Here is a 23859-nt window from a genome sequence, read left to right on the forward strand (position 1 = left end):
AAGGTGTCAATCATTGAAGATTGAACACCTGAATGTCAGTTTTTACGGTCCGTATTGATTTAAATAACTGCCATATTCTTTGTAGTTTTCTGTTGTCGTTGAGGAATTCGTAACTGTTATTCCACTTGGGAATCCAATAGACCACCCAAGGGCAGTGGAGGTACTTCCGTAAGTGTGAAGATAGTCTGCATAATAAGTGGTCCAAGGTCCTGTACCAATAGCGTTTTTGGGATCTCCGAGCGTAATGTTGCAATACGCTTTTGTAACGAAATCACTTCCGTTTAGCGTACCAAGATTAATTAATCCATCCTTTACGGAATAGGCGATAGCATCAGGTTGAGCTTTCGCTAGTGTCATTATTTCGTTGGCCGCAAAGTTGGACTTATTATTTCCCCGGTAAGTCAAAAAATTATAAGTGTCAGAGGACCGAAATTGTATGTCCTTATCCCAAGCCACAACAAGCTTATCTAAACTCCCAGGGGTACTTTCCCATGTATAGTCGCTTGAAATACTTACGTTTGCGATGACCTTCACATAATAGGCACTTGTTCGATAAAAATCCATAGTGATCGTATAGGCGGGGTTTGTTACACCGCCTTGAACACCAATGCTCGAGTCGAGGCTATTAGACGTCATCATTTTGGTTTCTCTTTTTATATGTTTTACACCTTTTGACTCATAAAATTGCTTTACTTTATCGATGTCTCCGCCAGTCTCAACCCAAACCCGATCGGCCAGCTGATCGATTTCCGCGATTTGTTGCTGAGAGAACTCCTTCGTTTCAATCTTTTGTTCGAGATGTGCAGTAGCCTCTGTAGCATAAGCAAATCCGGGAACAGTTAAAGTTGATAAAGAAAACAACAATGCAATGGCCTTTTTCAACTTCCTCACTCACCTTCATTTGGAAATTTTTATCTACACCCCGAAATGATAATTTGCTTTACATTTATTGTAAATTATTTCTTTTTTACAAGTTACGACATTTAACATCGTGCTACCATGCTTCTTTCTTCAAAGAGAGATTACCCTCTTATTTTACAGTTGTTCCATTTTATGGGGAGGTACAATTGGACCAATTACCACCAAGAATTAAGATGCTTTCCAAGACAACTTATGAAGCCCCATCTCCTTCTTTGGACGGAGTAGGGCTTTTTTATTTTCACCTTCCCATAAAGCCTGAGGGTGAGCAGACAGCTTTTTTTGTCCCGCCCCTCCTAGGTAAGCTGTCAAAAACGGGGAAAGGAGGCAGCGTGATGTCCATTCATCCACTGCGATTGGTGGCCGTTCTGTTGCTAGCTGCTTGCGTGGCGGCGGGGGCTTACCATTTTCTGCAGCCGCAAAGCTTTGCCTATATCAAGCTCAGGGGACATGTGGCCAAAGACAGCGGAGAAAGGCTGGCGGCAACCGATCTGGAGCGGGGCGAGATTCAGGTGGGCGGGCTCGCGCGCGGACAGTCTGCGGAGGCGCTCGGCTTGATTCCATGGGAGGAGGCTCCGCGCTTTTTGGATCGGCCCCTATCCCGCCGGGTGGAGGGAGGCAGGCCGCTCTTGCCGGGTGATATCGAGCAGGAGGGGATGGTGCCGGAGGGCCGGGAGCTGGGTGAGTCGATGACAGGCATCAGCATCCCGGTCGATAACGTGACGGGGGTTCATCCCCATGTAGCCGTAGGCGAGCGCGTGCACGTATACGCATCGTTCGAGGACGACAGCGGCGCCCATACCGGGCTGCTTTTGCGCAATATGCCGGTGATTGGCGTGCAAAGAGAAAGGGAAGGAGATCTCCCCAGGCTGCAGGCCGTCACCCTTTCGCTGCAGCTGAAAGAGGCTGTCCTGCTTACCCATGCTCTCCACTACGGAAAAATTCGTCTGGGGAAAGCATCCGTGATGGAGGGGGAGGAGGAGGCAGGAGTGGGTGACCACAGCTTCGCGGCGGCACTGATCAAAACGAAAAAACGCTGGGGAGAGACGGAGGAGGAGCGTTAAGTGAAAAAAAGATTGCTGATTGTCGACGGTGATCTCGCTGTCGGCCCATCCCTCTATGCACAGTTGAGCAACAGCCAGTGGCTGGAGGTGTGCGGACAAGCCGCGACGATTGAAGAGACATGGCGTTTACTGGGTGAGCGAAAGCCGGACCTGGTGTTGCTCGGCAGCGTACAGGAGGTCGAAAGAGGCGTACTCTGCCAGCAGCTCCGTTTGGCACATCCGCATCTGTCGTTTATTGCAGCCAGCACGCCGGCAGAGCTGATGTGGGAACCGTTTTGGCGGAATCTGGGCATGTGGGTAGTGGGCAAACCGGTTCAGGCGGAGCAGTTGGAGGTGCTGGCGATGCAGCTTTCTTCCATGCCTGTACAATCGCTCTCCTCTCCCTTGTCTGCGGGCAGGGGGCAAGCGGGAGGGGCAGGCATGATGGGAGACAGCTCGGGAACCGGTATCATCGGTGCGGGCGGACCTGGTGCCGGCAGTTTCGGAACCGGCATGGGCGGACATGGCAACGGCAGCATGGGGATCCCAATGGGGGCAACCGCAACCGGTGAAGCACTGTCTGCCCATGGGAGCAGCGGCGGACTCTCACATGCCGGCCCGCAGGGGATGCAGAGCTCCCATACCTCGGCGGTTGCCGAAGCCAAGCCGGAGCCGCCGTATTCGGCCGGGCTTGGCTTCTCTCCGTCAAAAAAGCGGCTCATGACCGTATACGGACCAAAGGGCGGTGTGGGGAAAACCTTTTTATCCCGCGAATTGGCTATTTATTTCGCACAGAGAAAGGACGGCGTAAGCCCGAGAAAAGTGCTGGCCGTCGATTTTAACCTGGACCTGGGCACCTTTGCCACCGCCTTGAACCTGCCGCGCAGCCCCAATATCTATACCTGGGTACAAGATATCGATCGGAGGCTGCGGGACTGGCTCCTCTCTCACGGCAGAGAGCCCGAGCAGTTGAGCCAGGAAGAATGGCAGTCCTACATCGAGGCCGTGCAGTTGTCCCCGGAGGAGGTAGACCGACATGTCGTGATCCATGAGGCAAGCGGACTCCATGTGCTGACATCTCCCCGGGATATCCGCAACAGCTTCGAAATCAAAGACTACCACCTGTATCTGATCCTCGATGCGCTCAAGCGCAGCCGCTACGACCTCATCCTGATCGACACCGCTCCGGATACGACTGATGCCACCATCCAGGCCTTATTTTTTGCGGAACAGGTAATCATGGTCGGCAATCCCGTGGTGGATTCCATTGAAAACATTCAGCGAATCCTCAAGCTTTTGCGGGAAGCGGATTACCCCGAGGAGCGGATTCAGCTCTGCATGAACCGCCTGCAGCGCAAAGAGATGTTTACCCTGGACGAGATCCGTGCCTATTTTCAACTCCATCCGAGCAAAAAAATCTTTGCGATTCCCGATGACCAGGAGGTAAAGAAATCGATCAACACAGGGAATCCGGTCATGCTCCATCCCGGAAAGCTGGCCGCCAAGGATGCGATCGAAGCGCTGGGGAAGGCGCTGATTCCGGTGGACGAAGAAGCGGAAGGATCGCCCAAAAGAAAAGGAAAAGAACGGACTTCTCTGTGGAAATGGCTGAAGAGTTAGAGGGGAGGAAAGAAAATAAACATGAGTTTCCATAAAAAAACACTGCTGGGGATGCATACACCTGCCCGGGAGCGGATCGACCTGCAGACCGAAGCGAAAAAAGCGGCGCGGGAATCGCAGACGCTGCAGGATCTCATGCTGATGAAGCAGCACGCGCCAGTAGAGCGGCGGCTCACCCCTGAAGCAGAGGCGGCTGTGCGCACGCAGATCGTGGAAAAGCACGGCAGACGTTTATGGGAAGAAAAAGAGCACCCCGCCTACCTGCAAGAGCTGTCGCGGGATATTCGTCTGATTCTGGAAACCAGCACGCCTCTCTCCTCCGTGCAGATGGAGGCGGAGGTGGAGCGGTTGATTCGCTCACTGACTGGCTGGGGACCGCTCGACCCTTTGCTGGAGGACCCGGATATTACCGAGATCATGTTTCATCGCTACGATCATCTGGTCGTCGAGCGAAAAAGCACGGGACGGCTGGAAGTGCCAAAGAGCCCGATGTTTCGGGACGAAGACGAGATGCTTCGCCTGCTGGAGCAAATCGCCGCGACGATGGGACGGGAGTTTAACGAAACCAGAGCGGAGCTGAACACCCAGTTGCCCGACGGCTCCCGGGTCGCGGCGACGCATCGCTCGATCTCTCCCGACGGTCATATGCTGACCATCCGCAAGCATCGCGATTTGCTTTCCGAGGAGGATTACCTCGCTTACGGATCGATCTGCGAACCGATGCTTACCTTCTTGAAGTGGGCGATCGAGTACTCGCGGGCATCCGGCATTGTCAGCGGGGGTACCGGCTCCGGGAAGACCCACCTGCTCAACCTGATTTCTCAATATGTGCCGCATCATCTCAGCATCATCACGATCGAAGATGTGCTGGAGATGAAGCTGCAGCATCCCTTTGTCCGCCGTTTTTTGGCCAAACCGGCCAACTACGAGGGAAAAGGGGGTTTTTCCATCAAAGACTGCGTGCGCCTCTCTTTGCGCAAGCGGCCGGATGTCATCATCGTCGGGGAGACCCGAGGCGGAGAAATCGTGGATATGCTCTGGGCGATGAACACTGATCATCCCGGCAGCTGGAGCACCGCTCACGCGAACTCGCCGCGCGCCCTGATCGATTCCACCCTGCCGATCCTGTTCGCCAAAGCCGAGGAATCCTACAGCACCACGGAGCGAAACCTGATGATCGGGTCGGCGCTGGATCTGATCGTCCAGGTGAAGCGGTTCGAGGAGGACGGCAGCCGCAAAGTGGTGGCCATCACAGAGGTCGTCGGGACCGGGCAATCCCATGAGGAGCGCATCCGGCAAGCCTGCAACGTGCGGCAAATCAATCCGGACCGTGTCTACCTGCAAGACATCTACGTCTATGAACCGACGGGGGTCAAGAATGGACGGGTGGTGGGACAGTTTAAATGGACCGGCTACCGTCCGGAAAAACTGGTGCGCCGCTGGGCAGAAAAAGGGCTCCGGCAGGAAGAGTGGGAGCGCGTCTTTTTTACCACCCCGATTCCGATGTAGAGGGGGCCGTTTTCGTGGATGCGAGCATGTTTATCGCGGGCGGCCTGGCGATCGGCTTTGTCATGGCTGCGCTGCCGCAATCGGTTTTTCAGCGGAGGCCGGAAGGGACACATGAGATCGTCCAACAGCTCCAGCGGGATCGGAAAAGCGCATGGGAAAAGCTGCAGTACAGGCTGCAGCAGACCGGGTCTGGCGTCGGCCTCAATACGTACATCGGCCTTAGTTTTATCCTGGGACTGGTTTCTTTCGGGATCACCCTGCAGCTGCTCCAGTCCTGGCTCTTGGCCCTGCCGGCGTTTCTGGCGGGCATTCTCTTCGTAGAACGGACCGTCAGCGTGCTGGGAACGAGGCGAAAAGACCGATTCGAAGCGGACAATGTCAAAGCGCTCCGCTTAATGGCCAGCTCGCTGAGAACCTCGCCCTCCTATCTGCACGCATTTGAACAGGTGGCGGCAAGCCCTTACCTGGACGAAGCCGTGACAGCGGAATACGCGAGGGTAGTGGAGCTGTTGCGCGCACAGGTACCGCTGGAGCGGGTGATGCACATGTTTTATGAGCGGACCGGATCGGCTGACGTGCGGTATCTGGCGACGATTGTTCATATCCAGCGGGAGATGGGCGGGGATATGGCGAAGACGCTGGACCAAGCGGCCTCCACCATTTTGAGGAGAAAGCAGTCTCTGCGAAGACAGCGAGCTGCCATGGCGCAGATCACAGCGCAGGTAAACCTCCTCAGCCTGATGCCGTTCGTCTTCATCGTGGCCCTCTACGCAAACAATCCCCATCATTTCGAACCGTTGATCGCGACGCTGTCCGGGCGGCTGGCTGTTCTCGCCTCACTGGGCTCTATCCTGATCGGCGGAGAAGTGATCCGCCATCTTGCCCGAAAAGGGATCCACAAAGGAGGGTGAATACCTTGCTCGTACTTGGCGCACTGGCGATGCTGGCGGGTCTCGCTGTTTTGCTCTGGGGCCTTCCGGCTTGCCGGGGACGTGTAACTGTCGATCCCCCTCCCACTCTGCTGGGGCGGATTGAGCAAGAGCGCAAATCTCATTGGGACCGTTCATTTGGCCAGGTTCCATCTCGTTGGAAGCTGGTACGTTACCTGGAAAAACACGAGCATGCACTGGAGCGCATCTGCCGGATGACGGGAATCAACCGGATGCAAACGGCGGATGTGCTCGACCGTCTGCGATTGCGCTATACACTGGCGGAGGTGGCCGCTGCCAAGGCACTCGGCGGGATCATTCTGCTTGCGGTCATCATCCAGGCATCCCTTCGCCTTTCGTCGGGAGAAGCATGGAGTGCCAAGCTTTCGCTCCCTTTGATCGGAGCTGTCTTTTTCTTTCTCCTACCCACCCTGCTGCTGGAGTGGCTGGATAAGCAGGCTAAGGCGGAAATGCGTGAGCAGGTGCCGATCTTTTTCAGTATCGTGCAATCGCTGGTGGAGGCGGGCATGCCTATACAGGCAGCGGTGAAGCAGACGGCACGCCGTTTTGACGGAAGGCTGGGGCGCGAGCTGGCCAGGCTGGAAACGGAGGAAAAGCGCTTTGGCACTTGGCGGAAGGCATTGGAAGAGATGGCTTTTCGATGGGGCGTGGACTCCCTTTCCGCCATCGCCATGGAAATCAACGAAGCGATGAGCAAAGGGGTGAGCATCTCGCAGATGCTGGCGCTGCAGGTGGAGGAGCAAGTGCGTCAGCAGGAGGATGAGGCATCGGATCACATGAACCGGCTCAACATTCGCCTGCTCCCTTTTATCGTCGTGCTGATGGGGGTGCCCCTGCTGTTTCTGGTGATGGGTCCGATCTTTATCGGGATCGAAGACAGGCTCTAAGTTTTTTTGCGGAGCCCTCTGTCTTTTGACAAGGTAGAGATAACCCACTGAAAGGAGTGTTTGGCTATGACATGGGCATCGAATTACCTGGCTCGCTTTGTAAAGGAAGAAGACGGAGTGACGATTGTGGAGATGGTGATTATCATCGCGGTCGTCCTGATCCTCTTGGTTCCTACGCTGAAGAACCTGGGTGAGACAGAGAATGAAAGACTGAAAGAGATTGAGACGATGATCAGCAAATGACGGATCTGGTCTTGCCTGTGTTCTTGGGACTGGCGGCCTTTTTTGACTGGCGGTACCGCCGCATCCCCAATCTCATCACCTTTCCGGTCATGGCCGCCGGGCTGATCTACCAATCATTGGCGGGCACGGGGTGGGCAGCTTTGACCGGGATGGCGGGGGGATTTTTGCTCACGGTTCTTCCGGTTGCCCTTCGAGGAATGGGCATGGGGGATCAAAAGCTGCTCATGGCAGTAGGAGCGTGGAGCAGTTGGGGTGACGTCTATCTGTTTTTTCTCTGCTCGATCGGAGTCTGCCTCCTGGTCATGTTCTGTTTGCCGCGAATTTGGAGAAGGCTCGGCCAGAATCTGAAGATCATGTTTATGGGGTGGATCGCGCATCGCCAATTTTGGCTCCCCCAAACCGCACATTCAGCGCTCTCCTTTCCCTATGCCGTCCCTCTTTTGGGAGCGTACCTGGTTCAGTTGTTTTTCTGGAGGTAGGAACCTATGCGGAGAAAATGGCTCGTCTGCATCCGCGATGAGCGAGGCAGCCAGATCCTGGAGCTCATTCTGGTTCTTCCGCTTCTCTGGCTGCTGTTCATCTTTTCATTTGATCAGTTCTCGATTCTGTACAACCGGCAGAAGGTGCTCGCCGCAGCCTATGAGGCCGGACGAATCGCCGCCGTTCAGCCCAATTACGGCCTGGCCGAATACCACGCGATCCGCATGGGCGAAGCCGAACTGCAGCAGGGGATCGGCATGACGCAGAGCGGCATCCGCCTGTATGTGCACGGGGGATGGAAAAAAGGGAATCATTTCGAGGCCGAAGCCACGATGCAATTCAAACGGCTGGCCTCAGGAGCTCCGTATGAACTGAAAGAAAGTTACCATCTCATGATCGAAAACGCCAGAAAGGAGTCAGGCTATTGAAGCACAGAGGCAGGAGGAGCGATAAGCGGATGGGGAAAAAGCTGACGGAGGAGCGCGGGACGATGACCATGACCGCGCTCTTTTTTCTCATCTGCATGGGCGGATTGCTGTCGATTTTGTTGGTGCTGGGCCAGGTCAATCTCGCCAACATGCGGGTGCAGCAGACGGCGGACATCATCTCAAAGGGAGCCCGAGCCGCCGGGGCGTGGGAGTATTGGGACCATAACGGTGAAAAACAAACGCGTTTATTTGCAACCAAACAGGATGCCTTGCGCTATGAGGCGGATATTGTCCGCGGGGCCCGGGAGGAGGCGGAGCTTTTGTGGCGCTTCAATAGTCCGGCCATTGAGAAGCAGGCGGAATCCGTTTTGGTCATCCACCAGCGGGGAGAGAGGAAACAGCTGTACGGCCAGGGCATCTATCACGTGGAAATTGAGGCGAAACAAAAGCTGCCGCATTTCTGGGGGGAGGCCAAAGGAAGATTCAGCCGAGTATCGCAGTCAGGGGTGTATGACTTTTAGTTTGGTTGATTCTGTCATTCCTGTTATTTTTGTCCTATTCACCTATGGTAATTTGGGTTCAAATTCAAATTCCAATGGTGTGGGAGTGAGTGAGTCGTGCCGTCAAAAATCGTCGAGCGGTACAAGCGTATATTGGGAGGAACGCAAAAGCGCTTTTCGCCGTACGAGTTTGAGGATATGCAGTACCGCAAACAAAAGGTGCAGCTGGTGATTCGCTACGCAATCGAACAAGTAAAAATGTGGACGCCGGAACAGGCCAGAGAGCTGTTGAGCATGCAGGATGTGAAGGAGCTGAAGCTCCATCTCATCCGGGAGTACGTGGAGCCGCCGATCGAAGCAAAACCACAGGATGTTTACTATTTGGTCGATTATGCGTATCCGTACCTGCCGAAGCCGACAGAGGAGCAAAAAATTTTGTGGGTGTACCAGGAGGTGCTGCAGGGTATTCGCCGCCATTTTCCCCCCTTGTATTTTCAAAGCGTCAAAGGGGAGGAGCGCGCCAAGGTCTGCTTTCAGTACATGTGCCGGGAATTGATGAAGGTGGACGATTTGCGGGACTTGCCCAAGATTTTTGGCAAGACCGAGCGGGCATACGCTCTGCTGCGAAAATACAAGCTGAAGATTCTCGTAGACACCCTGTACTTTTCTCCCTTTGACATGATCACCGATATGTATCCGGAGCTGGCGGTCCCAAGCCTGTGGGAGGATAGATGAAATTTATTTGCGTCGGTGCGCTGTCTTTTTTTACGGTAGAGTTAGTTTCATTCGCTTATAAGCATATGAAACGGCCGTAAAAGATTGGTGAGAAAAGGAGGAGTTGCAAATGGCAACAGTTGAAGCTCACCAAGACCGCTCCACAGGAGTGGAAATTCTTTTGGGACGCCTCGTGCGTTACCAAAAGCACAAGCCTGGCAGGCATTTGTCAGTGGACCGAATGCCCCAGGGAACTTTCCGAATTGAGTCCGTTACTCAGTTTGGAGAGAGAATCATCCTCAATGACGGGATCGTGGTAATGGAGAATGCTCCAACCGTCATGGAGCGCGGGGGAAGGATCGCCCTTCTGCTCGCGACCGGGGAGGAACTCTTCTTTTTCGTAGAGTAGACTCCCATGCCCGCCTCGTACGGATGCGTACAGGGCGGGCGCCCCTATTGCCGGAAAAAATGGTTTGACGAAGGGTGTAAGATGTAGCAAAATGTCTACTGATGTATAAATATGTAAAATATTGGAGGTAATCTCAAATGTTGGCAAAGAGCGCAATAGAGCTGGTGAACCGCTGCTATGAACAGACAAGTCGTTTGATTTCTGTACTGGAGCTGAAAGAGACTTTTATTGCGTATGTTTTCGGTCCGTATCAGGATGAAGTCGTATCTGCTTATGGGCTCGATTACTTCTACAAGCATTTGGATGAAATCCAGCTGGCCAATTGCCGCAGTGACTTTGACAGAGCCGTGGAGAACTGGTACAGACAGGCAAATGGCGGTGGAGAGGGACAGGCCGGCTATCACGATGTCCTGTTTGCCCTCGTAAAGGATACGGTCGGACGGTATCAATCCGGCAGCCGCGATCAGCTCGTCCGCGATGTGACCAAGATGCTTACCGCCCCGGCTGGCTTTTTTCGGCGCTGGCAAAGAGGGCAGACAGGAGAGCAGAACTTCCCGGCTTACTATAAGTACCTGATGAAACTGGGGATCCGCTCAGTGGCCGATATCGGCACGCTGGTGGACATGTGGCTGTTGGAAGAGCCTCACGCGTTTTGCAAACAGCAGCAGCAGCTTTTTGCGAGGCCGCCGAGGAGAGGACGTCCCAACAATGCTGAACTGGCCCAGCTGCAGGAGATGGTGAGACAGGTGAAGCCCCATCTGACCCATCAGGAGCGGGAAAGGCTGCGCAAAATTTACTACTATCATCGCAAGACGCTGACCATCGCCGAAATGCTGGAAAAGTTCAAGAAATACCTGTGGGCTAAGCAAAATGAAAAAGACTCGCAGGCAGGTTAGAAAATGTTCCAGCAGGTGAATCGGTTTGTAAGCCAGTTCCGCGAACTGGAGAAAAGAGAGATCTCACGTACGCAGGACGAGGAGAGACTGCTCCAAGCGTTAAAAGAAAAGCTGACAACCGCAGATGAGACCGCAGATGCTCCGAGGCAGACTCAGCGCAGCATCGCGATCCTCAGTCTGTATCCGCAGGCGGGGGCCAGCTTTTTAGCCGGCAACATCGCCTTTGCCCTCGCAGGAAAGGGCATATCCGTCAGCCTTGGCGAGCTGCCCGGAACGATATCATATACCTACTTTGCTCTCGACGTCGAACGGAGAGTAACGGATTCTACACCACATTCGACTGCACCTACCTCCATTCTCCTCGTGCAAAACAATTGTCTTCGCATCCATGTAGAAGCTCCCATGACTATGAATCAAGCCATTACAGAAAACGATCATGCGGACTGGCTGTTTCGATTGAGCAAAGAGAGTTCGATTGTCTTGGTGGATCTCTCTTCAAGCTGGCGAGTCAAGCAGGTAGACAGGCTGCTGGGTTTGGTCGATGAAATATGGGTCGTGATCGATACCGATTTAGCGAGACTCACCCGGACGATCGTCACCGAAGAACCGCCGGGCTGGTGGCGACATCATCACTTTAGAATAAAAATCATTGCGAATAAATGGAGCGAAAAATGGAACCGCTCCGCAATCATGAAAAAAGTGGAAGGGACTCTTTCTCTTTGGGATGAAGAGAACCCCGTTCATGTGGACCAGGTCGTCCCGCTTTTTGACGGGGAAAAGACGTTTTCGGCCCACTCGAAAGCCAAGCTCTTTTTGGAGCAGTATCCGGAGGAAGAGAGCGGACTTGCCTCGCTTTTATCCTTTCAAAAAGTGTAGGCTCGCGAAAGCGATCAAGGATGGAAGGATAAGAAAAACGATGGCTTTCGCTATGGGACGAGGCGATAAGCCCAGTTTTTCCAATCACGAAGAAGGAAGAGCGCTATGAAAAAACAGACCTTATTCATCATTAGCATCATTTCTTTTCTTTTGGCAGGCTCATGCTTTTACTTCGCTACCCGCTACATTGAGGCGCTCGCTTTAGAGCGGCTGTACGCCCCGGTGGTGAAGGTCGCGCCTGGCAAGGAGATATTGCCTTACGAACCGATCACTCGGGCAGATGTGGTTCTGGTACAGGAAGAAGTCGACGAAATTTTGCCCGACTCCATCAGCGATCTCGAAATGGTAATTGGCAAAAGGAGTACACAGATACTCTATTCCGGCGAGCAGCTGCTCCAGCGAAAACTGACGGATGACCAGCTTCTCCCGGAAAAAGGGAAGGCTCGCTATGAATTTCCGCTTACCTTTTTCAACCCTGTCACTGAATTGAGAAAGGGCGATTACGTCAAGGTGTGGGTGACGTATAAATCACCCGCCGAACTGGAGCATTTGCCAAAGCCCAGTCATTTTCATAAGAGCAATGGGACGGCAGACCTGTTGTTTACAACCCAATTAGCGACCGTCAGGGACAGCAATGGGAGCGAAATTTATTCGATTAAGCCCAATCCCCTTCCCGCTCCCGATCACATGGATGCCATCTTCAACGGTTCCCGGGAAAGACCGCTGCTGAACGGAGAAAAACGCTATCAGGACTACCGCTCTCAGCCTACAGCCCTGGCGTCTTTTATCGGATTAAATCTCAGCGACCAGCAGTTTACCGCAATCAGCGAAGCCTTCCTGTACGGTGTCGTCCAAATTGGTCAACTATCAAGTCCGGAGGTGGTGACTACGAGATGAAGACGATCGTTTGCTATCCCGTCAAATCCTTGGTTCACACGTATTTGCCAAGCAAATGCCAAGTGCTCGTCTCTGAGTCCGCCGGCGATTTCTTTCGGCTGGCTGAGCGCTATCAACCAGAAGCGGCCGTCGTTTTTTCTGAAATGTTTGAGATGCCCGCCTGGGAGTGGCTGCCAAAAGTGAAACAGTCTTTGCCGCCCGAGGCCCCCATTGTCATTGTTCCCCTCTATCAAAACGAGCATTTGATTAAGGAAGTCGTAGAAGGGGCGGGTCTTGCCGGCGTGTATGTACTGTCGGCCCACCTCTCGCAAAAGGAAATCCAAAGGGACATCGGGCATATTTTTGACTGTCAGGAAGAAGAGATTCCCGTGGAAAATGCGGAAAAACGCGGGTTGATCTACGCCTTGATCAGCCATGGGGGAGCCGGCATCACCACGTTTTGCATCAACTACCCGATCCTGCTGGCAAAAGAACACCCGGAAAAAGCGGTTCTCGTCCTGGATATGAACGTCCACAAACCGGATCTGACTCGTTTTTTCAAACTGGGCCAGCACCAAGTCAGCCTCTTTCGGCCTGATTTATTGGACATTCGAACAGCCAAACGGAGAGACTGGCGAAAGGTCTGCAAGCAGCACAACCACGTCTCGAATCTTTTCTATGCAAATGCGACAAGCAATTGGAAAAGCACAGAGGTTTCCAATCTGATGGCTGCGCTGCGCGAACAATTTGACTACATCTACGTGGATTGGGGATACGGCTTCCCGGAGACGGAGGCCCTGCAGAGATTCATGCATACAGCGGACCGCAATCTGCTTTTTGTCCGTTCGGACCCGTTCAGCATGGAGGCGGCAAAAGACTGGATAAAGAACTGGGAGGTGCGCGGGATCGAATGCCAGGTCATGCTGAGCCACATGGAGAAAGGACAGGCCCATCGCATTGGAGAGGGCATCTCCGTGTACGGAGTGGTTCCGCATATACCAGGTGAGCGGCTAAGCCAGTCCCATCGGACATCCAGTGTTCTCGTCGAGGAGTTTCTTCCTCCCAAACCTTACGTGATGGGGCTGCAAGCTATCTTGCACGCCGAAAAAGCGGTCAAAGGAGCGGTCGTCTACCAATGAACAAGACGCTCAGGAAATGGACCGCCGCCGATATCCGTACCATTCAGGATGTTCAGCAGGCGGCCCGGGACTATTTGAATCACTTTGGCTCCACGCGGGAAGAAAAGATGGAGATGCAGCAAATCTTGACGTTGGCCGAACAGGGAGACCGCAGGAGCCACAGCCATATCATCCTTCGGCTGCAGCATTATTTTGAGGAGGTTTTGCGACGTCCTGTAAAAGAAGAGATCCTTCCCCATGTAAACGCCTATGAGGGGCTAGCTTTTTCCACATATGGATGGGGCATCCTGGACGCCGTGCTCCATCTGTCGCCCTGGGTGGAGGAGGTGAGGCTGTCCGCAGGGAGGCAGGTAGCGTATATCGAGCAAGGGGTAAAGAAGTTTTTAGACTATATCCCTTCCTGGCAAGAGGTAGAGACACTCCAGCAAAAGCTGACGAACACGGCCGGTCTATCTTTCAATGAAAAAAAACCGCGGCTGAGCAGTTACCTAGAATCGTTAAAGGCGAGACTCACCATGTTTACCTATCCCTACTCCCGTGTTCCGGTCATCATTGTGCGCCGTTTTGCAACTCCTTCCTTTTCATTGGATACATTGCGGGAGCAGGAGATGCCGACATTCGATGAAAAGGTGCAGCTGTTGATTGAGCAGCAGGTCCACGGCCGCGGAAATGCACTGGTGATCGGTCCGATGGCTGCGGGGAAGACCACCCTGATGTTATGCATGCTCAAGCTGAAGGATCCACAGACCGAGTACATTACCATCTTTGAAAGCGAGCACGAAATGCGGTTTGGGGATGTCTGGGACGGGGAGGTCATCGAATTGCAGAACGTAGAAGAAATCGGGATCGAACTGGGCAACTCCTTTAAGGACATGTACCGTTCGACGGCCAATACCATTCTGATCGGCGAGATCCGCGAACCGATCGAGGCCTATCACTTTATCAACGCGGGAGTGCGAGGAACGGATGCTACCTTGGCCGCCATGCATGAGCGCTTTCCGCACAAGGCGCTGAACGATTTAACCGATCTGGTCTACCAATACGGCGGGAGAAGCATTGAATTGACTCAGGAGAGAATCAGTCGCGCGGTCAATTTTATCAATTCTCTCACCTACCGCAACAACGGCCATCGCTTCATTGACGCCATCCACGTGACCGAGTGGAATGATGTGATGAGCCGCGTCGAATCGGTCCCTCTCGTCTCCCGGAACAGGGTGACAGGCGAATACGAGTGGACGGGAAAAAAGCTGGACGGTCATCTGGTGGAATACATGTGTCACGTCGGCAGAGCAGACCTCGCGATTCTGAAGGATCTGCGGCTGACAGATGCGGGCAGGCTACTATGAAGCTGTTTCTGTTTATTCCCATGTTTGTCTGTCTCCTGGTCGGTTTTTTCATGCTCGGTTTGTACGCTCATCGTACCTGGTCCTCGCCAAAAGTGTTTTTTACCGGCGCGGTCGCAAAGTGGCGGGAGCGGATGCTTCAGCATAGACCTAACCGCTATCTGTACAAACAATACGAGCGCTGGTGCCAGATCGCGGGAGGGGAGCCTGCATACTTCCTCATCCTTTCGATGACGGGCGGTGCGGCCGGCTTCGTGTCAGGGTTGCTCCTGGGGAATGTCATCGTCTCCCTGTCTCTCTTCGTGCTGCTGCTGCTATTGCCTACTTTGCTCTTATACGCCCGGTATACGGTGCTGATCAATCGAAAGATCATGTCTTTTTGCCTGTTCGTCGATCTCTTCTCCCGTTACTACTCCAGCAGGAAAAACATCGTTTTGGCCTTTCGGGAAATGGTGGAGGAGTGCCCGAAAGATTTGCTCCCCGAGCTGCTGCTGCTGACGAATAAGCTGGCCGACGGAGGAAATTCAGCTATCGCCTTGCAGGAGTTTGCCGAGCGCTTGAATCACCATTGGGCGTTTGATTTTGCCACCTATGTGACGAGCGGTCTGGAAGGGGAAACCGAAGATATTCAGACGGCACTGAACCGTCTGACCAGTGAAATGTTTGTTCAGCAGGATGAAAAAGAAGAGCGCAACAGCGAAATTCACTCGATTTGGATCAGTTTAATCGTCGTGATCATCATTTGTATCTGCTTGATTCCGTACAACCAGACCTTGTTAAAAGACTCCTACCGACTCTACTTTTTCACCAATGACGGACAGGCTATTTTGTCCCTGGCTGTTATGGTGTGGTCGATTTCCATCCTGTTGGCATTTATCTGGGGGAGGAGGTATCGCTAGGTGCCAGTGGTTTACTTGTATGCCACATTGACTTTGGGAGCGCTCTTTGTCTTCATCGGCTGCTTTGCACTCGGGAAGCACTGGGCGGGTTTGGGGCGCCGACCCAAGCTATTCGTCACCCTGCCTTGGAAAGAGTTCTGGACGAAGACGGTGAACGCCTCGGAAGATCCCGCCTGGGAGAGATTGTTGGAGCGGGCAGGCAGACCGTTTGGATGGGGCAAGCCGGAGTGGGTGTTCGCCCAATGCGTCTGCGGCACAGCGGTCTGCCTCTTGATGCTGTTTGCGTCGATGTTCAATCGCTCCGATTCATTTCCGCTGCTAACACTGTTGATCGCGTCCACGCTCAGTTTTTTCTTGCCGTATATCGGGCTGAAAATGTGGGCCAATTACCGGGAAGAAGTGCTCAGCACTGACATCGCCCGTTTTATCAACCGCTATGTGAATCTTCTGGAAAATCAGGTGCCGGTTTACGCGGCGATGGTAAAAGCGGCGCGGCCGACGCGGCTGCTCAAAGAATACGTGCCCAGCCTTTCCGAGTGGAATGAGGATCCAGACAAGTCATTGGAAAATTTCAAACGCAAACTGGGTGTCGATGACGCCATAATGCTGGTTTCCAGCATGCGGACGGTTGAAAGCCTGAGCGGCGGCCAGGTGGCGCTCACCATGCAGCGATTGGAGTGGGCAGTTGACCATCGGCGTATGTTTCGGCACCGGAAAAAAATCAAATCGCTCGGCATCGGCTACAGCATCATTGTATACCCCGCTTTTTACATGGGGTTGTTGGTAGCAATGTATCCGTGGTACAAGCTGCTGACCGAAATTTTGGATAAATACCTTACTTGAGGAAGGGATTGGCGATGACCAAGCTATTCTCGATTTTGATGTGCATCGTTTTTACACTGGGAATTATCGTTTCGAGCATATCGTCCGTGAACGATTCCATCGTCAAGGACGGCGGACTTCGTGACCGGGCTGTCAGCTGGATTGATCAAGCACTGCCCTGAGGTGCACCAAGCAAAGTGATAGTGAAATCAACCAATAAAAATCGATAAGGAGTGTGTCGTCATGTCGAAAATGTTTTTTATCTTTCTTGCCTGCGTAATGGTCCTGGGAATTGGTGTGAGCTCTTACGGCAACGAATTGAGTCCATCCGCCATTCAATCCGCGGAAAACATTCACAACTCCGTGACATCGCTGAACTACGATACGAGGGGAGAGAACGTGCAGTTCAAGATGCAGAACGGCACGTCTTATTCCAGCCGATAATGGTTCATCATCACGTATTCCTCGTCATCCTCATTATGGTCGGGAGCCTGTGTGCATTTTTGTGGGGGAGCAGCCCGCAAGAGCAATTGAAAGAAACTCAACAGGAAAGGGTGTATAAAGCAGCGACGGCCATCTTTCATTAGCTTGCCGCCAGCTTGCCGCCTAGCCTTGCCGCTCCGGGATACTTCCTGGGAAGCGGGGCGGCGCTTTGGCCATGGCCCCAATCGCTGCTGGATGAACATGTTGAAAGCAAAGGTGTTTCTCATCTGCTTGTCGGTTATGCTGCTTCTCTTTTCCGCGATCGCCGCTTTCGAGATGTACGCGATGGAGAGAGCGATCGCCAGGAGCATATACGCGGATGTCTTTGATGATATGCAGGATATTGGCTATCTGGAGCCGCTCCTGGCGGATTATTACCTTGGGAAGATGCAGGATTTGGGATGGGATGTCGCTTCGGATGTATTTGCGGGAAGCAATCCGCGGGCAGAGGGTTTGCGCGCACGCAAGGAGCGCAATGAAATGGTCACCCTGTCTTTGGAAGTGCGTCCCTCCCGCCTTTCCCAGTGGATGCATTTGTTTGCAAAGGGAGAGACTTCGTTTCGATTTACGGGAAGTCGTCCTTCCGAATATTTTGACCCGGGGTGGTAGAGATGAGTAAAATTCTTGCAGTCCTGGGACTGATGGTGGTCGTGCTGCCTCTAACGGTAAACTTGCTTTTGACGGGTCCTGACAATCTGATGGCGGTCTGCATGCAGTTTTTCGGCAAGCTGCTTGAACAGGTCACGAGGTTTGGTACCGGGTAATGGGACAGATCATCGCAGTGTTACTTCAAGTCATGGTGCTGTTGTTGGTTCCAATGGGGATCTTGCAGGTCCATACGGTGATCCAGACACACAATGAACTGCTGGAGGTCAGTGCCGCCGCTGCCAAGTATGTAAGCAATCACGGCGGGCGCGGGGATGAGGAGGTACAGGAGCAGGTCAGGTCTTTTCTCAATCGGGAGCTGGCGGAGAAATCCTTTTCCCTCTCCGAAGCTGATCTGCAAATCACGGTCCGGCGAACCCGGGCTGCCGACCCTGTCTTGTGGAGTCACGAAGATGAATTTTCCTTGCAAGCGGAGCTGCCGTTTCCCATGTTCGTCTCCTGGCTCCCTGCTGAAAAGAAGATGCGGGTTGTGCGTCATGGTACGGTCAACCGTATGGACTATGATTTGTAGTCGGAGGGGATTTCTACGGGAATCAACGTCTTATCGATTTCGTCGCTGTTGTTTTTTCTGCTGATCGGTGTCTTTGTGGTCGACGCCGATTTGGCCATGCAAAAGAAAACGGAAGTAAAAATGCTGCTGGAGCAGTCCAATCATCATGCTACGTTTGCCATCCACCCCGTGCTGAAGACGGAGGGTGTGATCGAGCTGGTAGAAGCGGAAGCGCTCGACCGTTTTGACGAGCGCATGCTGGCGAATGGCGGCTACACGCGTCAGGGGAACGACTACCTCCCAGGCAGTCACAGTGTCACCACCGATTCCTTGTCTTTTGCCCGCCATTATGTCGATTTTTTATCTTGGCGCAAGGATCATCATTTGCTCCTTCGCTTCACGGGAACCAATCTGATGCTCGAACAGGTAACCACAGGCGCGGCCAGACCCGGCGGCGGACTCCTGGAAATTACGGTGACCACCGAAAAAGGGGAGCAGCTCCGCATGGCCCCCAAAGCGATGGTAGGCCCTTCGCATGTGGTGGTGGCCTACGTAAACGAGCGTCCCTTTTTGCCGATGTTGCCGGCTCACTCTTTTCCTGTTGTCAGCGTGGAGGAGTTGAAATGGTAGTGCAAATGTCAGGTGTATGTGAGAACCCAAAGATGGAAAGGGATTTTTTCTATAATCCTGCTAATTTTCGTATAGTATGTGATCAGAATTGCCCTAAGTCCTGCTTGAGACTTAGGGCTTTGCCTGTTTTAAGGGGGTCCGAGAGCCTAAGATGAGATTTCGTGTTTATACAAATAATGGTTAAATAATTGCAATTCCAAAAATTGTATACTATAATTGACCATATCCATATATTGGTTGGTGGGGTAATCAACGCTGTTTAAGGGTGTATTTTCTAGTCTCTTCATCAGCGAAGTTACAGAGTACCGTGAGGGTGGACTGAACAGAATGGTTAAAGGGAAGTATTCTGAAATTAAAAAAGGAACAATTCACTTCCTATTAATCGCGCTTGTCTTCCTAATGGGATGTAGTGAGAGTCAAAATTGGGTACACACATTACAGGGAAGCAGTGATCACTGGGAAGCAAGTCTGGAAATCAAACCTGTAGATAATGACCCAAATGTTGAGGCTGTGTATGTTGGGAAAATAAGGTTAAAATCTCAGGTAAAATTAAAATCTGCCCATTATGAGGTTCAAATTCGGGGAGGTAACCCTGCAGGGAATCTGAGACATGACCTTATAAAATTACAAAATCACGAAACTGTTAAGATTTTCGAAAGTATCCCTAATTTTGTTACGCCCATATTTCATAAGAGTATGACAGAGGAAGAGTTGGCATCAATCTTTAGCGACTTAAAATTTAAAATATCTTGGGAAGATGATAATGGCCAGCATGTAGAAGAGATTATTTTGGGTACTATTACCATTGGGAGATGAGATCTTGAAGAAACTCATATCATTTCTTTTGTCGTGTTCCTTATTAGTAATGGCAGCATCAACATCAATATTTGCAAAAGAAAAGACAATACCCGAAGAAATAATTTTGTATGAAACAGAGATGAAGTCGGAACAGGAATTAATAAAAGATGCGTTGACGGGGAAAAAAGACTCTGGATTGAAAGTTCATATTAAGTCAGAAGTCATTAACGATAACGGAAAGAGACAGTACAAAAGTTAAAAGAAGTAAAATCCGGGAATGAAATTACCTCCAGCTATGTCATATACGCGACTACAGATCCTACCGATTATGATAAGCGTGACCGAAATGAAAATCCTGGTCTCAATTTCAGACAAACAATTTGGGGATGGTTTGACAAAGTTAGTTACGGTGCCGCCCTGGAATATGGCAAAGCAACAAGGTATGAAGCCCGTTGGGAGTTATTGGACAGTAATCGATTAACTATTGAAAAAGGCCAATTCGTAGCAAAATCGGAAGGGGAAAAAATGAACGGGCAGTATCTTTACGAAAGGTCGCCCAGTAGCTATTATCCACCAAGATGGGGGAGCCAATACGCTAAGCCCCTTTCATGGGATTACGTCAAGATTAGCGATCAAGTCGGATATGCTGGGGCGGTCATTGCAACTGACTATAAGGCAGGATCAACTAGCAGCACATTATATACCACTATTGGTATCGGGAACGTTCCATTACCTATCGATTTTATTCGAATACCTAATAACTAATCGAAAATCGACAAAATTCTCCCTCATCTTCTACGGATGAGGGATTTTTATTGCCGCAAACAATCGGAGATATTTCCATCATTTCCAACAATTCACGGCCTGTATTTTCGTTAATATTCTGTAAACTAGGAGGAATTAACCTTACTTTGTCGAAATACGCATTATGTAACATCGGAAGGACACAACTGGCTGAACCTCATCGTGGAATTTTCATTCAGAGAAGTGAGGGTTGCATATGACTGTGAGTACTTCTAGTTTCCGGTCAACGCCCCGCCGCTGGCGGGAAGTTGAAGAACAGCTCAGCATCGTCGTGCCGCGCTCATTGCGCACCGATACGTCCGCGCTGCTGTTCCTGGAAGGCGTCGCTGCAACACCCATGTTGGACAAAGAGGAAGAGATGGAATGCCTGATCCGCTATCAGCGTGATGGGGATCTGGATGCCCGGGAAAAACTGGTGCGGGCCTATCTTCGGTATGTTGTGAGTACCGCTTTGCGCCATCTACGGAAGGGAATGCCCTTTTTGGATCTGATCCAAGAAGGTACGATCGGTCTGTTTACGGCCATTGACAAGTTTGATGTGGACCGTGGCGTGAGACTGTACCATTATTCGCACTGGTGGATCTCCCAGGCGATCACGAGAGCGATCAACGACAAGGGGACCCTGATTCGCATCCCCGTTCATATGCATGAACAAATCCGGCAGTATCAAAAACAGGTGCTGCAGCTGGCTCATCTGCTGAGGCGGACGCCCGATCGGCAGGAGATCGCCGCTTTGCTCGATCTGCCGCTGGAAAAGGTGGAAGCCATCGAGTTTGCCTTGATGCTGAAAATGGAGTCGATTGATGCGCACCCGGATGAGGATGCAGGGCTCGCGGAGCATGACGACGAGTATCTGAGCTACGCCGAGATCGTCGATGACGGGGAGACCTCCCTGGACGACTGGATTGAAAAAGTCGATCTGCGTGCACAGATGCAAGCGGCGCTGGATAGGCTCAGTCCGCGCGCCCAGGAGATTATTGCGATGCGGTACGGGCTGTATGACGATCAGGTGTACACGCTGGAGGAAGTCGGGAAGATGTTTGGCTTGACCCGCGAGCGGATTCGCCAGATTGAGGCGACTACGATAGACCGGCTGCGCACGCAGAGTGTGTCTCGGGTACTGAAGGACTATTTGACATAAGTCTGTATGAACCGTGCTGGAGCGATGCCATTGACGTGCGGGTGCGAAGCCGATGTTGCGCATAACCAGCCACTGTTGTTATACGCGACAAGCTGTTCATGCGTTGACGAACCGACAGGCCATGAACGGTTCAAAAACAAGCCGTAGCCGTACAAAAACAAGCCACAGCCGTACAAAAACAAGCATATTGACGATGTCTTTTTCCAAGCGATCCGCGTTTGATACGAGGCTTATGACATACGAAACCGCCCCTTCCCGCCGAAGGGGTTTTTTTGCGTGCCAAGAACCCTTGGCTGCTGCCTTTGTGCTCATCTCGTCTGCTGCCGCGCGGGAACAGAGCGGGTACGATAGGCAGCAGCTGCACTTTCGGAAACGAGCCTACAGCCCCCGGCTTGAGGTTGGGGGCCTTTCTTGTGGTAGAATGAGTGTTACATACTTTTTCAGTTCATCGAAGAGAAGGAGGATCGCCTCATGAGCGATTATTTGATAAGAGCTACCGGATACAACGGTTATGTCCGTGCATTTGCGGCACGGACGACGACAGCGGTGGAGGAGATGCGCCGCCGTCACGACATGTGGAATACGGCGACAGCGGCGGCAGGCCGCACCCTGACGGCGACGTTGATGATGGGAGCGATGCTGAAAGGCGAGGAGCGCCTGTCTGTCAAGGTAAAGGGAGGCGGTCCGATCGGACAGATCGTCGCCGAGGCTAATGCCCACGGCGAAGGAATCGCCTACGTGACCAACCCGCATGTTCATTTTGAGCTGAACGAAAAAGGCAAGCTGGACGTGGCCCGTGCTGTCGGTACAGACGGCTATCTCTACGTCGTTAAAGACCTGGGCCTGAAAGAGCCGTATCAGGGCAGTTCCCCGATCGTCTCCGGGGAGATCGGCGAAGATTTTACCTACTACTTCGTAACCTCGGAACAGACGCCGTCCGCGGTCGGCGTCGGTGTGCTGGTCAACCCGGAGGATCGCTCCGTGGTTGCGGCAGGCGGCTTTATTCTGCAGCTGCTCCCGGGTGCACCGGATGACGTGGTGGAGAAAATTGAAAAGTACCTGGCCTCGCTGCCTCAGCTGTCCCGGTTGATCGGCGAAGGACTGACACCGGAAGAGGTGCTGGAGAGAGTCATGGAAGAGCCGAAAATCCTCAGCCGCACCGAGATTCACTTTACCTGCTCTTGTTCCCATGACAAGGTGCGAAAAGCGCTGATCAGCCTGGGCAAAGAAGAGATGGACAGCATGATCGAAGAACTGGGCGAAGCGGAAGTCCACTGCCATTTCTGCAATGAGCGTTATCTTTTTGAAAAGCCGGAGCTGGAGGAAATCCGCAGCGAACTCTAAGCGAGGGGAGGGGATGGCGTGAGCAATACGAAGACGCTGTGGGCTGTCATTGGAGCATTGGTTCTGCTGCTGCTGGCAGTGACCTGGGCTTGGACCCAATCGGCGGACAAGCTTCAAGCGACCGCCGTCGTAGGAGAGCGGACGATCAGTGAAGCAGACTGGGTGGCCAAGCTCAAGGAAAAATACGGTCAGCAGGTGCTATCCGACATGATCAATCGGGAGGTAGTCTTTCAGGAAGCAAAGCGCCTGGGGATTCAGATCGAGCCCGCCCGGATTCGCACCGAGCTGGAGCAGATTCGGGAGACCTACGGGAGCGAGACGGACAGTGATTTTCGAGCAGCCCTGAAACAACAGGGCGGCACGACTCCGGAGGCGCTGGAAGAGGAGATCACCTACCAATTGCTGCTGCAGGAGCTGGCGATCCGGGAGATCGTCATCCCCGAGGAGGAGCTGCTTGCGTACTATCACCGATTCGCCGATCGCTACAACCATCCCGTGAAAGTGCGCCTCTGGCAGATTGTCGTGGCCTCCCATGCGGAAGCCCGGCAGGTGATGAAGGAATTGAACAGCGGGGCTAATTTTAGCACACTGGCCAAGGAGCGCTCGATTGATTCGCTGACGGCGCCGGGTGGTGGCGATGCCGGCTGGGTCTCTCTCGCGGACGAGAGCCTGCCCCCCGCCGCCAAAGAGGTGATCGCCTCGCTCGGCGTAGATAAGCACAGCGAGCCGGTCGAGGTCCATGGCAAATACGTCATCTACCGGATCGCGGACCGGCAGGAAGCGCAGCAAATCCCCTTTGAGCAGACAAAAGAGAGCATACGCCGGGAAATGGCACTGGCCCAGGTCGAGTCGCTGGACACTTTTCTCGACAGGCTGAAAGAATCAGTCGGGGTACAGATTGGGCAATTGTCTAATTGACCAGGTGGGCATTCACTGGTATAATTAGACCAA

General features: G+C 52.8%; 30 protein-coding genes. 29 read left to right on the forward strand and 1 reads right to left on the reverse strand.

Annotated features, from left to right (window positions below; genetic code table 11):
• Nucleotides 1-42: 42 nt before the first annotated feature.
• Nucleotides 43-882 carry a hypothetical protein gene (locus JD108_RS00900; protein ID WP_198828174.1) on the reverse strand — a complete coding sequence of 280 codons (840 nt, stop codon included), beginning with the start codon at nt 880-882 and terminating at the stop codon, nt 43-45.
• Between the two features lie 371 nt (nt 883-1253).
• Here JD108_RS00900 and JD108_RS00905 point away from each other — a divergent pair, with 371 nt between their 5' ends.
• The 29 genes from JD108_RS00905 (at nt 1254) to JD108_RS01045 (ending at nt 23826) form a co-directional block, all read left to right on the forward strand.
• Nucleotides 1254-1982, forward strand: a complete 729-nt coding sequence (locus tag JD108_RS00905; protein ID WP_198828175.1) for an RcpC/CpaB family pilus assembly protein — start codon at nt 1254-1256, stop codon at nt 1980-1982.
• Nucleotides 1983-3581 carry a CpaE/TadZ family protein gene (locus tag JD108_RS00910; RefSeq protein WP_228728256.1) on the forward strand — a complete coding sequence of 533 codons (1599 nt, stop codon included), beginning with the start codon at nt 1983-1985 and terminating at the stop codon, nt 3579-3581.
• A gap of 21 nt (nt 3582-3602) precedes the next feature.
• Entirely contained in the window at nt 3603-5090 is a 1488-nt protein-coding gene (locus JD108_RS00915) for a TadA family conjugal transfer-associated ATPase (RefSeq protein WP_198828176.1), read from the forward strand.
• A 14-nt stretch (nt 5091-5104) separates the two neighbouring features.
• Entirely contained in the window at nt 5105-6001 is an 897-nt protein-coding gene (locus JD108_RS00920) for a type II secretion system F family protein (protein ID WP_198828177.1), read from the forward strand.
• Between the two features lie 5 nt (nt 6002-6006).
• On the forward strand, nt 6007-6927 hold the full coding sequence (locus JD108_RS00925; RefSeq protein WP_198828178.1) for a type II secretion system F family protein: 921 nt from the start codon (nt 6007-6009) through the stop codon (nt 6925-6927).
• Between the two features lie 66 nt (nt 6928-6993).
• Nucleotides 6994-7170: a Flp family type IVb pilin gene (locus tag JD108_RS00930; RefSeq protein WP_198828179.1), complete on the forward strand. Its 177-nt coding sequence runs from the start codon at nt 6994-6996 to the stop codon at nt 7168-7170.
• Nucleotides 7167-7649, forward strand: coding sequence for an A24 family peptidase (locus JD108_RS00935; protein ID WP_198828180.1), 483 nt, complete (start codon nt 7167-7169; stop codon nt 7647-7649). Before JD108_RS00930 ends, JD108_RS00935 begins: the two co-directional genes overlap by 4 nt.
• A 6-nt stretch (nt 7650-7655) precedes the next feature.
• Complete coding sequence (locus JD108_RS00940; protein ID WP_198828181.1) at nt 7656-8078, forward strand: TadE/TadG family type IV pilus assembly protein; 423 nt, start codon at nt 7656-7658, stop codon at nt 8076-8078.
• A 29-nt stretch (nt 8079-8107) separates the two neighbouring features.
• Nucleotides 8108-8599, forward strand: a complete 492-nt coding sequence (locus JD108_RS00945) for a hypothetical protein (RefSeq protein ID WP_198828182.1) — start codon at nt 8108-8110, stop codon at nt 8597-8599.
• A gap of 96 nt (nt 8600-8695) precedes the next feature.
• Nucleotides 8696-9313 carry a DUF4046 domain-containing protein gene (locus JD108_RS00950; RefSeq protein WP_198828183.1) on the forward strand — a complete coding sequence of 206 codons (618 nt, stop codon included), beginning with the start codon at nt 8696-8698 and terminating at the stop codon, nt 9311-9313.
• Nucleotides 9314-9422: 109 nt separating this feature from the next.
• Nucleotides 9423-9701 (forward strand): hypothetical protein, encoded by a 279-nt coding sequence (locus JD108_RS00955; protein ID WP_198828184.1) that lies wholly within the window; start codon nt 9423-9425, stop codon nt 9699-9701.
• A gap of 137 nt (nt 9702-9838) precedes the next feature.
• On the forward strand, nt 9839-10597 hold the full coding sequence (locus JD108_RS00960; RefSeq protein WP_198828185.1) for a hypothetical protein: 759 nt from the start codon (nt 9839-9841) through the stop codon (nt 10595-10597).
• A 3-nt stretch (nt 10598-10600) separates the two neighbouring features.
• Entirely contained in the window at nt 10601-11473 is an 873-nt protein-coding gene (locus JD108_RS00965) for a CpaE/TadZ family protein (protein ID WP_198828186.1), read from the forward strand.
• A gap of 105 nt (nt 11474-11578) precedes the next feature.
• The gene (locus JD108_RS00970) at nt 11579-12370 is read left to right on the forward strand and encodes a CpaB family protein (RefSeq protein WP_198828187.1); all 792 of its coding nucleotides are present in this window, start codon (nt 11579-11581) and stop codon (nt 12368-12370) included.
• A complete protein-coding gene (locus JD108_RS00975; protein ID WP_198828188.1) occupies nt 12367-13488 on the forward strand; it encodes a CpaE/TadZ family protein in 1122 nt (373 codons plus the stop codon). The genes JD108_RS00970 and JD108_RS00975 overlap by 4 nt, the downstream gene beginning before the upstream one ends.
• A complete protein-coding gene (locus JD108_RS00980; RefSeq protein ID WP_198828189.1) occupies nt 13485-14834 on the forward strand; it encodes an ATPase, T2SS/T4P/T4SS family in 1350 nt (449 codons plus the stop codon). Before JD108_RS00975 ends, JD108_RS00980 begins: the two co-directional genes overlap by 4 nt.
• On the forward strand, nt 14831-15730 hold the full coding sequence (locus JD108_RS00985) for a type II secretion system F family protein (protein ID WP_198828190.1): 900 nt from the start codon (nt 14831-14833) through the stop codon (nt 15728-15730). Before JD108_RS00980 ends, JD108_RS00985 begins: the two co-directional genes overlap by 4 nt.
• Nucleotides 15731-16573, forward strand: coding sequence for a hypothetical protein (locus tag JD108_RS00990; protein WP_198828191.1), 843 nt, complete (start codon nt 15731-15733; stop codon nt 16571-16573).
• A gap of 14 nt (nt 16574-16587) precedes the next feature.
• A complete protein-coding gene (locus JD108_RS00995; protein WP_198828192.1) occupies nt 16588-16734 on the forward strand; it encodes a hypothetical protein in 147 nt (48 codons plus the stop codon).
• 61 nt (nt 16735-16795) lie between these two features.
• Entirely contained in the window at nt 16796-16996 is a 201-nt protein-coding gene (locus JD108_RS01000; RefSeq protein WP_198828193.1) for a hypothetical protein, read from the forward strand.
• 240 nt (nt 16997-17236) lie between these two features.
• Nucleotides 17237-17644, forward strand: a complete 408-nt coding sequence (locus JD108_RS01005) for a hypothetical protein (RefSeq protein ID WP_198828194.1) — start codon at nt 17237-17239, stop codon at nt 17642-17644.
• A 2-nt stretch (nt 17645-17646) separates the two neighbouring features.
• Nucleotides 17647-17799, forward strand: a complete 153-nt coding sequence (locus JD108_RS01010) for a dimerization/docking domain-containing protein (protein WP_198828195.1) — start codon at nt 17647-17649, stop codon at nt 17797-17799.
• Between the two features lie 17 nt (nt 17800-17816).
• A complete protein-coding gene (locus tag JD108_RS01015; RefSeq protein WP_228728258.1) occupies nt 17817-18212 on the forward strand; it encodes a hypothetical protein in 396 nt (131 codons plus the stop codon).
• Nucleotides 18213-18257: 45 nt separating this feature from the next.
• Nucleotides 18258-18821, forward strand: coding sequence for a hypothetical protein (locus tag JD108_RS01020; RefSeq protein WP_198829938.1), 564 nt, complete (start codon nt 18258-18260; stop codon nt 18819-18821).
• Nucleotides 18822-19148: 327 nt separating this feature from the next.
• Nucleotides 19149-19637, forward strand: coding sequence for a hypothetical protein (locus JD108_RS01025; RefSeq protein WP_198828197.1), 489 nt, complete (start codon nt 19149-19151; stop codon nt 19635-19637).
• 4 nt (nt 19638-19641) lie between these two features.
• On the forward strand, nt 19642-19878 hold the full coding sequence (locus JD108_RS01030) for a hypothetical protein (RefSeq protein ID WP_198828198.1): 237 nt from the start codon (nt 19642-19644) through the stop codon (nt 19876-19878).
• 741 nt (nt 19879-20619) lie between these two features.
• Nucleotides 20620-21564, forward strand: a complete 945-nt coding sequence (locus JD108_RS01035; protein ID WP_198828199.1) for a sigma-70 family RNA polymerase sigma factor — start codon at nt 20620-20622, stop codon at nt 21562-21564.
• A gap of 471 nt (nt 21565-22035) precedes the next feature.
• Nucleotides 22036-22908 (forward strand): Hsp33 family molecular chaperone HslO, encoded by an 873-nt coding sequence (hslO, locus tag JD108_RS01040; protein WP_198828200.1) that lies wholly within the window; start codon nt 22036-22038, stop codon nt 22906-22908.
• Between the two features lie 18 nt (nt 22909-22926).
• Nucleotides 22927-23826: a peptidyl-prolyl cis-trans isomerase gene (locus JD108_RS01045; protein WP_198828201.1), complete on the forward strand. Its 900-nt coding sequence runs from the start codon at nt 22927-22929 to the stop codon at nt 23824-23826.
• The last annotated feature ends 33 nt before the right edge of the window (nt 23827-23859 follow it).

The sequence above is a fragment of the Brevibacillus composti genome (genome assembly GCF_016406105.1).
Classification (GTDB): Bacteria; Bacillota; Bacilli; order Brevibacillales; family Brevibacillaceae; genus Brevibacillus; species Brevibacillus composti.

Excerpts from the sequence above, each read along its gene's own strand:
- JD108_RS00905 (WP_198828175.1), top strand. The coding sequence starts at position 1,254 with ATGTCCATTCATCCACTGCGATTGGTGGCCGTTCTGTTGCTAGCTGCT.
- JD108_RS00915 (WP_198828176.1), top strand. The coding sequence starts at position 3,603 with ATGAGTTTCCATAAAAAAACACTGCTGGGGATGCATACACCTGCCCGG.
- JD108_RS00930 (WP_198828179.1), top strand. The coding sequence starts at position 6,994 with ATGACATGGGCATCGAATTACCTGGCTCGCTTTGTAAAGGAAGAAGAC.
- JD108_RS00935 (WP_198828180.1), top strand. The coding sequence starts at position 7,167 with ATGACGGATCTGGTCTTGCCTGTGTTCTTGGGACTGGCGGCCTTTTTT.
- JD108_RS00940 (WP_198828181.1), top strand. The coding sequence starts at position 7,656 with ATGCGGAGAAAATGGCTCGTCTGCATCCGCGATGAGCGAGGCAGCCAG.
- JD108_RS00945 (WP_198828182.1), top strand. The coding sequence starts at position 8,108 with ATGGGGAAAAAGCTGACGGAGGAGCGCGGGACGATGACCATGACCGCG.
- JD108_RS00955 (WP_198828184.1), top strand. The coding sequence starts at position 9,423 with ATGGCAACAGTTGAAGCTCACCAAGACCGCTCCACAGGAGTGGAAATT.
- JD108_RS00960 (WP_198828185.1), top strand. The coding sequence starts at position 9,839 with ATGTTGGCAAAGAGCGCAATAGAGCTGGTGAACCGCTGCTATGAACAG.
- JD108_RS00965 (WP_198828186.1), top strand. The coding sequence starts at position 10,601 with ATGTTCCAGCAGGTGAATCGGTTTGTAAGCCAGTTCCGCGAACTGGAG.
- JD108_RS00970 (WP_198828187.1), top strand. The coding sequence starts at position 11,579 with ATGAAAAAACAGACCTTATTCATCATTAGCATCATTTCTTTTCTTTTG.
- JD108_RS00975 (WP_198828188.1), top strand. The coding sequence starts at position 12,367 with ATGAAGACGATCGTTTGCTATCCCGTCAAATCCTTGGTTCACACGTAT.
- JD108_RS00980 (WP_198828189.1), top strand. The coding sequence starts at position 13,485 with ATGAACAAGACGCTCAGGAAATGGACCGCCGCCGATATCCGTACCATT.
- JD108_RS00985 (WP_198828190.1), top strand. The coding sequence starts at position 14,831 with ATGAAGCTGTTTCTGTTTATTCCCATGTTTGTCTGTCTCCTGGTCGGT.
- JD108_RS00995 (WP_198828192.1), top strand. The coding sequence starts at position 16,588 with ATGACCAAGCTATTCTCGATTTTGATGTGCATCGTTTTTACACTGGGA.
- JD108_RS01000 (WP_198828193.1), top strand. The coding sequence starts at position 16,796 with ATGTCGAAAATGTTTTTTATCTTTCTTGCCTGCGTAATGGTCCTGGGA.
- JD108_RS01005 (WP_198828194.1), top strand. The coding sequence starts at position 17,237 with ATGTTGAAAGCAAAGGTGTTTCTCATCTGCTTGTCGGTTATGCTGCTT.
- JD108_RS01010 (WP_198828195.1), top strand. The coding sequence starts at position 17,647 with ATGAGTAAAATTCTTGCAGTCCTGGGACTGATGGTGGTCGTGCTGCCT.
- JD108_RS01025 (WP_198828197.1), top strand. The coding sequence starts at position 19,149 with ATGGTTAAAGGGAAGTATTCTGAAATTAAAAAAGGAACAATTCACTTC.
- JD108_RS01035 (WP_198828199.1), top strand. The coding sequence starts at position 20,620 with ATGACTGTGAGTACTTCTAGTTTCCGGTCAACGCCCCGCCGCTGGCGG.
- hslO (WP_198828200.1), top strand. The coding sequence starts at position 22,036 with ATGAGCGATTATTTGATAAGAGCTACCGGATACAACGGTTATGTCCGT.